Origin of the sequence: Paenibacillus silagei, assembly GCF_017874735.1 — a bacterium.
Taxonomy (GTDB): Bacteria; Bacillota; Bacilli; order Paenibacillales; family Paenibacillaceae; genus Paenibacillus_AQ; species Paenibacillus_AQ silagei.
Genome location: NZ_JAGGLV010000048.1, coordinates 1 through 12,116 on the forward strand (window position 1 = coordinate 1; position 12,116 = coordinate 12,116).

Annotated in this window: 9 protein-coding genes; all 9 read left to right on the top strand. The window is 55.4% G+C overall.

Going from position 1 to position 12,116, the window contains the following annotated elements; translation table 11 throughout:
• Window positions 1–432: hypothetical protein (locus tag J2Z70_RS32955; protein ID WP_209880089.1), on the top strand; the 432-nt coding region annotated here is incomplete at its 5' end.
• Between the two features lie 661 nt (window positions 433–1,093).
• Window positions 1,094–1,930, top strand: coding sequence for a sporulation protein YunB (gene yunB / locus J2Z70_RS33565; RefSeq protein ID WP_342593081.1), 837 nt, complete (start codon window positions 1,094–1,096; stop codon window positions 1,928–1,930).
• A 487-nt stretch (window positions 1,931–2,417) separates the two neighbouring features.
• Window positions 2,418–4,013 carry a response regulator gene (locus J2Z70_RS32965; RefSeq protein ID WP_209880095.1) on the top strand — a complete coding sequence of 532 codons (1,596 nt, stop codon included), beginning with the start codon at window positions 2,418–2,420 and terminating at the stop codon, window positions 4,011–4,013.
• Entirely contained in the window at window positions 4,010–5,776 is a 1,767-nt protein-coding gene (locus J2Z70_RS32970; RefSeq protein ID WP_209880098.1) for a cache domain-containing sensor histidine kinase, read from the top strand. Before J2Z70_RS32965 ends, J2Z70_RS32970 begins: the two co-directional genes overlap by 4 nt.
• A 128-nt stretch (window positions 5,777–5,904) precedes the next feature.
• Complete coding sequence (locus tag J2Z70_RS32975; RefSeq protein ID WP_209880101.1) at window positions 5,905–7,308, top strand: ABC transporter substrate-binding protein; 1,404 nt, start codon at window positions 5,905–5,907, stop codon at window positions 7,306–7,308.
• Window positions 7,309–7,329: 21 nt separating this feature from the next.
• Window positions 7,330–8,217: a carbohydrate ABC transporter permease gene (locus tag J2Z70_RS32980; protein ID WP_209880105.1), complete on the top strand. Its 888-nt coding sequence runs from the start codon at window positions 7,330–7,332 to the stop codon at window positions 8,215–8,217.
• Complete coding sequence (locus J2Z70_RS32985) at window positions 8,214–9,044, top strand: carbohydrate ABC transporter permease (RefSeq protein WP_425355140.1); 831 nt, start codon at window positions 8,214–8,216, stop codon at window positions 9,042–9,044. Before J2Z70_RS32980 ends, J2Z70_RS32985 begins: the two co-directional genes overlap by 4 nt.
• Before the next feature lie 18 nt (window positions 9,045–9,062).
• Entirely contained in the window at window positions 9,063–10,904 is a 1,842-nt protein-coding gene (locus tag J2Z70_RS32990) for a glycoside hydrolase family 127 protein (RefSeq protein WP_209880107.1), read from the top strand.
• A gap of 33 nt (window positions 10,905–10,937) precedes the next feature.
• The gene (locus J2Z70_RS32995) at window positions 10,938–11,828 is read left to right on the top strand and encodes a glycoside hydrolase family 43 protein (protein WP_245368732.1); all 891 of its coding nucleotides are present in this window, start codon (window positions 10,938–10,940) and stop codon (window positions 11,826–11,828) included.
• Window positions 11,829–12,116 lie beyond the last annotated feature (288 nt).

A 12,116-nucleotide genomic window follows, 5' to 3' on the forward strand; every position in this document is an offset into this window, starting at 1 on the left:
AAAACGAAACGTTCTTTTGGGGCGGTGGGTCTTTTTTTGTCAAAATCCAGTCTGCGGCACATTTCCCGGTACTTTTATTTTCGTATTAAACCGATCACATTTGGTGCGGCAGAGGCGTGTGGGCCGGATATGGTCGAAAAACCGATCACATTCGGTGCGGCAGAGGCGTGTGGGCCGGATATGGTCGAAAAACCGACTACATTCGGTGCGGCAGAGGCGTGTGGGCCAAATGTGGTCGAAAAACCGATCACAATGGGGATGCCGCAGGCATTTTGTTCTTGTTTTAAGGCGGGCATAGGGTTGGGAGGAGGAGCCTGTGAATTATCTGAAAGAGGAACCAACATGTGTATGAAAAACCGAATACAATGGCGAGTGCGAAGGCGTGTGGGCGGATGTATGAGTAAAAGCGAATCATGTGGCCACAGCCAGTAACAAATTTCGAGAAATCCTGCAAGAATTGCAACAATGCTGCTCCATACAAGCGGCGGTGAGGGAGACAACCCTCAGAATGGACCAGATATATCAAAGCGGAAACCCCACATTGTGGGGTTATTTCGTACGGGTGCTGAATAGCTTAGTAGTACAGGCGGCTTGACCGCAGAAATGTCGGGAGGGACGGCAGGGCATGGGCAGAATCAGAAAATGGGGGAAACGGAGCACAGGCGTACCGCTCTTCGGGCGTCTGCGTCTGCCGGACTTCAGCGGAAGCGGTCTGAGGGGGCCGGGCGGGCGTCGCCAGGCCTTCAAGGCCAAACCGTCCAGAGCGGGAATCCGGCCGCCGGGTGCGGGTTCGGGAGCAAGGTTCGAAGCAAAGCCTTCAAGACCCGGCGCGGGTCTGCCTGGCCGGAGTTGGGGACGGAGCGGGGGCTTCGTGGCGAAGCCCTCCAGGTCCGGCGTCCGGCTGGACGGGAGTGAAGCAGATTACGGGACAGCGAAGCCGTCCGGGAGAACAGCAGGCGCTCCGGGCCAGCGGGTCTGGCGCAAGGCCGGGCGCGGGGGCGGCGGGTTCCGCCTGTTCGGCAGCAGGGACGGGAAGCGGCAGGAAGCCGCCGGGGACAAGGGGCGGAAGCCGCGCAGACGGGGCAGATTCTGGATCGTTCTGAGCCTGCTGCTGCTTCTGGCGGTGCTGCAGGGGCTGCGTTATGTGGAGCAGCATCTGAAGCCGCCGATTCTCCATCTGGCGCAGATCCGGGTGAAGCAGATCGCCACGGAATCCATTAACAAGGCGATTACGTCCCAGGTGGCGGACGGCGGGAATGCTGAGGCGCTAATTGACTGGAAGACGGATAAGAGCGGCAAAATCTCCGGCTTCATGCTCAACTATAAGGAGCATATGCGGATTACCTCGCAAGCCGCCGAGGTGATACAGTCCACACTGCAGGAGCTGCATAACCGCAGCGAGCGTATTCCGCTGGGCCAGGCGCTTGGCAGCCCGCTGATTGCCTCCTTTGGACCCGATATTCCGATCAAGATCGAACCTCAGGGGGCCGTGAAGGTGGAGCTGAATACCCGGCAGCAAAATGCCGGAATCAATATGATTCTGGTTGAGGTCTATATTCACATTGTGACCGAGGTAGCGGTCGTAATCCCCTTTGACATGGAGCCGCAGGTGGTGGACACAGAGATACCCGTCTCCTACCTGATGGTAGTCGGTGACGTTCCGATGTACTACTATGACAATCAGGGCAAGCCTGTCGGCGAGAACGGCAGCAGCGCCCCGGGCATTGCCATCCCAGCGCCTTCGCTGAACACTGAGAAGGGCAGCTCCGACACGGAAGGCACGCCTTCAGGCGGCGGTAACAGCAGCTCAGGCTCGGGCGGATCAGGCGGACATGCGGGCAGCGGGGAGAGCCCCGCGCCTGCCGCAGGCGGCAACAATGCGCCGGATGCGTCCGGGGGAGGCGGAAATACGGGGGACGGGTCGGAGTAGGGGAGAAGCGGGGATAATGTCGGGGTAAGGGCTCCTGTGGTCATTTAATGGCTAAATGGGGGTCTTTTTTTATTGTGCCGGATGGGTTGATACGGGCTAATGCGGATAAAGTTCGGAATTAGTTGGCAGGCTGCCGGTGCGATGAGGACGATGAGGGAAGTAGGTGGATTTAGGACACTTGTTAATGGACGAATGGCGGATATTGCGACAAGAGTTGGAAAAACAGCATTTAATTTTTCGTAATTTCTCCACTAGTGGTCTGATCGTTATTAGCAGATGCTGTTAATCCACTTATTGTCCTGTAACCGCCAGAAGTGGAGTAATTAAGCTGCATTTTTCTACTTGTTTTCAGGATTGAGCTAATATTTTTCAATTCAAATCCACCTTTCCAATATGAATCCACTAGGAATGAACCGGAATGGCTTCTATAATAAGGGCAACACTGCGGCTGACAGGGGCTGTAAGCCAATCTTGGGGGGCTAGCATAATGAGAATATTGATCGTGGATGATGAGCCCAGACATCTTAGAGGGATGGTCAATCTGATCGGACGCCTTCGGCCGGAGGATCAGGTGGTGGCGGCGCAGGATGGCTTGTCCGCTATGGAAATGGTGAAAGCCCACCGCCCGGAAGCTATATTGACTGATATCCGTATGCCCGGAATGGATGGGCTTGAATTTCTGGAACGGCTTAAGCTTGAAGGTATCCGGACCAAGGTCGTAATGGTATCCGCTTACAATCTGTTCGAGTATGCGCAGAAGGCAGTTCATTATGGGGCTTATGATTACCTGCTGAAGCCGGTGGAGATTGACCAGGTAGCGGATGTCCTAAGCCGGATCGACCTTCTGCTGACAGCGGAAAAGAGGCAGCGCCGTGAGGAGGAAGAAATGCAGCACCGGCTTAAGCTCGCTTCTTCCGCCTATCTGAACCGGCTCATGCTGTCCTGGCTGAACGGCAGTGCGTCCTTGGCCGAGCTGGCGGAGCTGGACGGTTATGATTGGCTGCGGGAGAGCGGTGTCGCTGTGTATTCGGAGCTGAACTCCTGCCAGGATAGCGGGGAGAGGCAGGACAGCAGCGTGTTCATCCGTGCTCTGGAGCAGGCCTGGGGCAGGTGGGGGGAAGCCATCACGATTCCCTTGAGCGGGATGACGGAGGACGGCCCTCTTGCCGCCGTTACCTTGATTTCCCTGGAAGCCCTTACCGGGGACAAGCGGGAAGAAGCCCGGTCCATTGCCTGTTCCTTGGCGGCGGATTGGGCGCATACCGGACAGCTCACCCACGGGATTGGCCCGGAATGCCGTTCCCTCCGGGAAGAAGCGCCGCGATCCTATCTGGCGGCCAGAACGGCCAACAGTTACAACTTCTATGATTTCCGGCAGGGGCTGCTGTTTTCAGATGAGATCAGGTCTTCTTCCCGCGAGGCCGTTCCTGACTGGAGCAAGGTCTATGAGGCGTTGAAAATGGATGATGCTGCGCTTGTTCTGGAAGCTTGTGTGGAAGCCCTCTGCCAGCTTGCAGACGGTGGACATGCCAGCCCTATGCTGCTAAAGGAGCAGGCATCGCTAATGCTGCTGCAGATCCGGAGTGAGCATCAGGACATTCTGGATAAGAGAGCGCAGCAGATGCTGACCGGTACGGCTACGATGCTTATCCGCTCATGCCGCTCGTACCCGGAGCTGGTGGCCCAGTTGGGGCAGGCACTCCGGGAAGCGCATTTGGCCTTAACCGTATCCCGGCAGGATCAGGGGGAGAGCATGATCGCTGAATGCCTAAGCTGGATACAGCAGCATATGAAGGAGGAGCTTACACTGGAGCGGGCAGCTGAGCATTTCCATTTTAACCCCTCCTATTTCAGTACACTGATCAAGAACAGGACGGGAAAAACGTTCTCGGAGCATGTGACGGCGGCCCGGATGAAGCGGGCCAAGGTACTGCTTGCCGGGGAGCCGCTCCGAATATATGAAATATCCCTGGAATGCGGATTTCAGGATACGAAATATTTTTGCCGCGTATTCAAGAAGTATTACGGCATGTCGCCCAAAGCCTATAAGCATGCGCTGTCGCAAAGGAAACGTGAGGCATGAAGATCACCTTCCGTTACCGGCTGCTGGCCAGCTATATTCTGCTGATCGCCATTCCCCTGCTCGTTCTGGGGGCTTTGTTCTACCGGACCAGCCTGAAGATTATCACAGAGCAGGCGCAGAAGAATGTGTATGAGATTGTCAGGAAAAATAATGAAGTTATGGACACCAAGCTGCGGATCGTGGACCAGAACAGCATGTCCTTGTTCCTCGATAAGGATCTGTTCCGCATCTTCAACCAGCTGGACCCGGCGAATGAAGCGGAGCTGTTCGCAGCCGACCGGCAGGTAACGGCTGTGCTCGGCAAAACCTTTTCCCAGAACCAGGATATCTTTGCCTACCAGCTATGGACCTCCTACTTCACCTTCGGACAACCCCTGCCTCAAGGAGAACCGACGCAATCGGATATATACCGTATGGCCCGGCAGGCGGGAGGGAAGCTGGTATGGATACCTACTTATGAGTTCGCGTCCATGTTCAACCAGCCCTATTTGCAAGGCGGGAATCTGGAGTTCCGTTATCTCTTCTCGGCTACACGCCTGCTGGATTTCACCTATCTGAGCAATACGAAGCTTGCCAAAATGGATGCCGGAGTGGAGCGCCCCGTACTTGCCATAAGCTTCAAATCCGAGGTGCTTAAATCCTTGTATGCAGACAGCCTTCCGGGGAACTCGCGCTACATGGTGCTTGATCCGCAGGACAGGGTAGTCGCCAGCAGTGAGCCGGGTCAGGTTGCACAGATCTATAAGGAGGCAGGACTGGACAAGCTGCAGCGGGAGAACAGCGGGGCACGGAGAATGAAGCTGGACGGCGAAGCGGTGATCGTCTGCTTCGACCGTTCGGAGGTGACCGGCTGGATGTCTGTGGTGTGGATACCGGAGGCAGGGCTGGTGAGCAGCCTGGTGCCGGTGATCCGGACATCTATTACTGTACTGGCTGTTGTGATGGGGATTGTGGCTCTGATCTTCGCTTATTTCATTGCGGGTAAAATTACTAAGCCCATCAAGCGGCTGCTCAGCGCGATGAGATCGGTGGGCGAGGGAGATTTCCAGACCCGCGTGGATGTGGTGAGCCATGACGAGTTCGGCGTGCTGACGCAGCGCTTTAACCGGATGAATGACCGGATTCACCTGCTGGTGACGGAGAATTACGAGATCAAGCTGAAGGAGAAGGAGGCCGAGATACAGGCACTGAACATGCAGATGCATCCGCACTTCCTGTACAATACGCTGAATGTGATGAACTGGACGGCAATTGAGAATGATCAGCAGGAGCTTAGCAGGATGCTTGTCTGTCTATCCAACATGCTGCATTATACCTCCCGGAAGACATGGGACGCCGTACCGTTGTCCGAAGAGATGAGCTGGATGAGTAATTACTTCTATATTATGTCGATCCGCTTCGAGGACAAGTTCACCGTGGAGTATGATATGGACCCGCAGCTCTTGGCGTACGATGTGCCGAGACTGCTGTTCCAGCCCTTTGTGGAGAATGCGATTCTTCACGGCTTCGATCAGACCGGCTCTGGCGGACGCATTGGAATCCGCGGCTGGATTAACGGCAGAACCCGGCATTACGAGGTGGCCGACAACGGCCGGGGCATGAGTGCGGAGACGGTACACAGAATTCTGTATCAGAAGTCTTCCTCTGTGGGTATTAAGAATACTATTGACCGCATTCAGATGACCTACGGCGGCGAGTACGGGATATCCATCTTCTCGACTCCGGGAGCAGGCACGAAGGTAGTGATTACTTTGCCGCTATAAGCCAATCCCGGTCCACCAATCCAAAGAGATTAGGGTTATGTAAGCGCTATCTTATATTTTATAATAAAGACATCATAGACTGCAGCTATGAACCCGTTGAACTTAGAAATCGAGAGGGGCTTCCGAATATGTCGCAACCCAGGAAATCAGTCTTCATCACATTGGCTCTGGTTCTGATGCTTGCCGCCGTGCTGTCTGCGTGCTCGAAGTCTAATACTGCAAGCCCTGACACTTCCGCATCTTCCGGGAATTCCGGATCGAAGGAGAATATTAAGCTGCGGATGACGGTCTGGGGCTCACCGGAGGAAGTGGCTCCTTATAAAAAAGCGATTCAGAATTTCGAGGCCAAGCATCCGAGCGTTAAGGTCGAGCTTCAGCATATTGCCGCCGATTATGATACCAAGCTGACGACTATGGTCGCCGGGAATGATGTTCCGGACATTGCCATGATGGAATCGGGCACCATTGCTTTTCCGATGGCGGAGCAGGGCAAATTCTATAATCTTCAGGAATTCCTGGATACGGATGCCGATATCAGTCCGGATACACTGGTTCCCAATATTACCTATTCCCTGGAGCCGGGCAATGTTATCGGAATCGGCCCCGGCCCCGAATCCTTCGCCTTGTTCTACAATGAGGATATCTTCAAGGACGCCGGCATTGAACCTCCTCCGTCCAATGTGGCGGATGCCTGGACCTGGGATGAATTCGTCGAGGTGGCCAAAAAGCTGACGGTGGATACCAATGGCAAAACAGCGGCTGACCCGGACTTCGATCCCAAAAAAATCAAGCAATACGGAGCAAACATCTCCACCTGGTGGGGAGTGTACAGTAACTTTATTTATTCCAACGGCGGGGATTTCATCTCTGCAGACGGTAAAACCTTCGGGCTGAACCAGCCGGAGGCGGTGGAGGCGCTCCAGAAAATATCCGACCTGATGAATGTCCACCATGTCTCTCCTTCACCAGTGCAGTCCAAGAACATTCCGGCCACCAATGTGGCGCTCCAGACCAAAAAGGTAGCGATGACGGTAGACGGGCAATGGGCCAGTGCAGGCCTCGCCCAGTCGAAGTTCAACTTCAATGTCGGGGTCATGCCTGTAATGAAGGAGCCGGTCACCACCGTGGTCTGCGGCATGTTCTCCATTTTCAAATCCACCAAGCATCCCCAGGAGACCTGGGAGCTGCTGAAGGCGCTGCTCGATCCCGAAGCCTCCATTGACATGCTTACAGCCGGAACCTGGATGCCATCTCCCAAGGACTGGTACACCGATCCTGCGCTACTGGCCAAATGGACGGAGAATCTGGAGGCCAGACCGTCCGGCTATAAGGAAGCCATTGTCGATGTGATTCTGACCAAAGGGCATCAGACCCCGACCGGCTATGTGAAGAATTTCAACAATATTATGGACTTGGTCAATCCTGCGCTGGATAAGGTTTGGCTCGGCCAGCAGACCGCCCAGGAAGCGATGGACTCCATCGCGGCAAAGGTCCAGGCCCAGATTAAGGGACGGCGCGATATCAAGGAATAATCAACAAGACTGGAGGCCAGTATGCGAAAAGGAATGTTCTACGGGCTGCTGTTCACCGCCCCCGCCATCCTTGGGTTTGCCATTTTTACGCTGGGCCCCATGATCGCCAGCCTGGTGCTCAGCCTGACCGATTATAATGTATTCAAGGAGCAGACTGCTTTTGTCGGTGTGGATAATTATATACGGCTGTTCTCAGGAGAGGATGAGCTGTTCTATAAATCGCTGGGGATCACCTTCTATTTCGTCGTGCTGCGTGTGCCTGCGGTGATTCTCCTCTCCTTCGGGATTGCGCTGCTGCTGAATCTCAATGTGAAGGGAAGGGCTATCTTCCGTACGATCATCTACCTGCCGAGTATTGTTCCGGCGGTGGCCTCGGCCATGATCTGGATGTGGCTGCTTAACCCTGACCTGGGCCTCATCAATTCGCTGCTGAGCCGCTTGCATCTGCCGACCAGCAACTGGCTGTACGGGGAAGGCAGCGTGATCCCCTCAGTCGTACTTACCACGCTCTGGGGGATCGGCAGCACGGTGATTATTTTCCTCGCCGGACTATCCGGCATCCCCCGGCAGTATTATGAGGCCATTGAGGTGGATGGAGGGGGCTGGTTCCGTAAGCTGAGCCATGTGACGGTTCCGATGGTCACCCCGACAATCTTTTTCAATACAATCATGACGATTATCGGTTCCTTCCAGGTCTTCAACGAAGCCTACATTCTGACGCAGGGCGGACCGAATAACCGGAGTTTGTTCTATGTATTTTATTTGTGGAGAACAGGCTTCCGGGATGCCGAGATGGGGTATGCGTCCGCGCTGGCCTGGATCTTGTTCGTCATTATTCTGTTCTTCACCTTCATCGTCTTCAGAACCTCGAAGTCGTGGGTGTATTACGAAGGGGGGGACCGGGCTTGAGGCCATCGAAGCTTTCACTTACCGCAGGTTACGGGGCGCTGATCCTAATCTCCTGTATGTTCATCATTCCGTTTGTATGGCTGATCCGCAGCTCGCTGATGAATTTATCGCAGATATTCACCATGCCCCCCGAATGGATACCGAAGCCGTTTCAATGGGGCAATTTCCATAAGGCGCTTACGGTGCTGCCGTTCGATGTCTTCTTCAAGAATACGCTCATCATCGTGGTCACCGTGCTGGTGGGAACCGTAATTACGAGCAGCATCGGAGCCTTCGGATTCTCACGGATTCCGTGGAAGGGCAGGGATGCGGTGTTCGCGGTCCTGATGACCAGCATGATGCTGCCGGCGGCGGTGACGATGATCCCAAGCTTTTTGGGCTGGCAGATGATGGGGTTCTACGATACGTTGTATCCGCTGATTGTGCCCGCTTATTTCGGCGGGGGGATCTTCAATATTTTCCTGCTCCGGCAATTCTATCTGACCATTCCGCGCGATTTCGATGAAGCTGCCTATGTGGACGGGGCGAATTACTGGCAGATCTATACCCGGATCATCTTTCCCCTAAGCCGTTCCGCGATTATCGTAGTGGCCTTGTTCAGCTTCCTGGCCTCCTGGAATGACTTCATGGGACCGTTGATCTATCTGAAAAGCGACAAATGGTTCACCCTCGCGCTGGGCCTACAAATGTTCCAGGGCACCTATACCGCGCAGTGGGATCTGCTGATGGCGGCCTCGGCGACCGTCGTTCTGCCCTGCGTCATTGTGTTTCTGGCCGGACAGCGGTACTTCCTGGAGGGCATAACCTTAACGGGATTAAAAGGATAAAGGAGGCGGGGAACAGAAATGGCAGAGCAACAATCGAAGATTCATACCTGGCAAGATGTGTCCTTCACCTGTGTAACTATCAATGACGAGTTCTGGAAGCCGCGTCTGAAGGTGCTCCGGCAGACCACGCTGCCGGATTGCCTGTCCAAATGTGAGGAGACCGGCCGCATCAATAACTTCGCCAAGGCAGCAGGACTGCTGGAAGGGCATTACGAAGGCAAATATTATAACGACTCAGATGTCTACAAGGTGCTTGAAGGCATTGCCTATGCGTTGATGTCAGAGCGGGATGCGGCGCTGGAGGCTGAGGCTGACCGGATCATCGGGCTGATCTCGGCTGCGCAGGAAGAAGACGGGTATCTGTGTGCGTACTTTACCCTGGAGAATCCCCAGGGCAAGTGGACGGACATGGAGAAGCACGAGATGTATAACGGCGGCCATCTGATCGAAGCGGCGGTTGCCTATTATGCAGCCACCGGCAAGCGCGAGCTGCTGGAGGTGGCCTGCCGTCTGGCCGATCATGTTGACGAGGTCTTCGGCCCCGGCAAGCGGCACTGGGTGGAGGGGCATGAGGAGATCGAGCTGGCACTGGTGAAGCTGTACCGCGTGACGCAGAGTGAGCGCTACTGGAAGTTGGCACTCTGGCTGCTGGAGGAGCGAGGCCATGGCTATGGTGTTGGCGCGATCTGGGATAATCCGGAGTGGGGACCGGCCTATTGCCAGGACGATGTCCCCGTCCGCGAGATTAAGCAGGTCACCGGCCATGCCGTCCGTGCCATGTATCTGTATACGGCCATGGCGGATATTGTCCATGCTTCAGGAGATTCCGCTTATACGGAGGCTCTGCACCGGGTCTGGACACATACGGTTGAGCGCAACATGTATGTAACGGGCGGCATTGGGCCGTCCAGGCACAATGAAGGCTTCACCTCCGATTATGACCTGCCTAATGAGACAGCCTATTGCGAGACCTGCGCCGCCATTGCCATGGTATTCTGGAATCACCGGATGAATCTGACGTTCGGGGACGGTAAATATGCCGATGTGGTAGAACGTGAGCTGTATAATGGCGCCATGTCGGGAATCTCCCTGTCCGGGGATCAATATTTCTATGAAAATCCGCTGGCTTCCCAGGGCGGGCATCATCGTGTCCCATGGTTTGAAACCTCTTGCTGTCCGACCAATCTGGCCCGCTTTCTGCCATCCCTGGGCCAGTACTCCTATGCTGTTACAGAGGATGGCCTGGCGGTGAATCAATATATGAACAGCGAAGCGGAACTGGTGCTCGGCAGCGGGCTGGGTGTCAGGCTGAAGGTAAGCACCCGGTATCCCTGGGATGGCCGGATAGAGCTTGAGGTGAACCCTGCTGTAAGCGCCGAATTCAGTATCCGGCTGCGGGTGCCGGAGTGGTGCAGCGGGTACCGGGTGGAGGCGGGAGGCATCAGTATCGGCGGACCCGATTCCCTGACCGATCAAGGGTATCTGGTGCTGGACCGGAACTGGTCGCGGGGAGATAAGGTTGTGCTCGAGCTGGATATGCCCGTGAATAGGGTGCGGGCCAGACCGGAGGTGGAGGCGGACAGAGGGCGGGTTGCCGTGCAGCGGGGACCTATTGTATATTGTCTGGAGCAGGCGGACCATCCCGGCAGTTCCTATGATGCCTTCTCCCTGCCGGCCGGAGCGAGGTTCCGGGTGAAGCATCTGCCGGAGCTGCTGGGCGGGGTGACGGTGCTGCAGAGCCGGGATGCAGACGGCAGGCCGCTCAGGTTCATCCCCTATTATGCTTGGGACAACAGGGAGCCTGGTTTCATGCAGGTCTGGGTCCGGGAACGGGAAGGAAGTGGCCTGTACAGCTATTGAATTCGCTAGTGCAGAGCAAAGGAGGAGATTCGCTTGCGCGGAATTACGAACCCGGTGATCCCGGGCTGGTATGCTGACCCGGAGGCTAGAACATATGGGGGCAGGCATTATGTGTATGCCACCAGATCTTTTACAGAATATACCCGGCAGATGAATCTGGATGCCTTCAGCTCCGTTGACCTGATTCATTGGACGACCCACGAGGGGATCATCGAAATGGATGATTTCCCCTGGATCTGGAGAGCGGTATGGGCTCCGACCCAGATTGAGCATCACGGCCGGCATTATCTGGTCTTTGCCTCGAACGATATCCAGAAGGACGGCGAAGCCGGCGGGCTGGAGATTGCTGTTGCGGATGCTCCCGAAGGCCCCTACAGAGGGTATCTCCACCGGCCGCTGATCGGCGGGTTCGTTCATGGCGCGCAGCCGATCGACGCTCATCTGTTCAAGGATGATGACGGTGCAATCTATCTGTATTACGGGGGCTGGGGCCATTGCAACGTGGCCCGGATGAATGAGGAAATGACGGGGTTTGTTCCGTTCCCGGACGGAGAGGTTATCCGTTCCGTCACCCCGCCGGGTTATGTGGAGGGGCCGTGTATGATCAAGAAGGACGGCCTGTATTATCTGATGTGGTCAATGGGCGGATGGACCAACGGGACCTACCGGGTCGCTTATGGCGTAAGCGATAACCCGCTTGGTCCATTCCCGAACCTGGGGACCATACTGGAGAGGCAGGAGCCCGTGGCGGAAGGCCCCGGACATCATGGATATTTGCATCTGCCGGAGCGCGATGAATGGCTGATCGTCTATCACCGCAGACTCATCGGAGACCGGGAGCCGGGCAACCGCATGTTATGCATCGACAGACTGGAATTCGGTGCAGGCGTTATCAAGCCGGTAAGGATGACCGACCGGTGGTAAGCTTGTCGGCTTATCGCAGGTGAATACAGGAGGAGTGAGGCCTTGGTTTATGACAGGGCCTCTTTTGTCGTGGTGCTGGAGGGGAATGCGTCATTCAATTAATGTTATTACCCCTGTATTCCCATAATGTTGTACAAATTGCAACTCGGAAACCGGGATATCCGGGGATATGATAGAGTTGTTGTATAAAATGCAGGCGTGTTGATTACCCATATTATGGGATGACAAAAACACCTAAATGTTCTTTACGCCTGAGCTGATTAAGCTGAACCTGCCACTCCAGCGGAA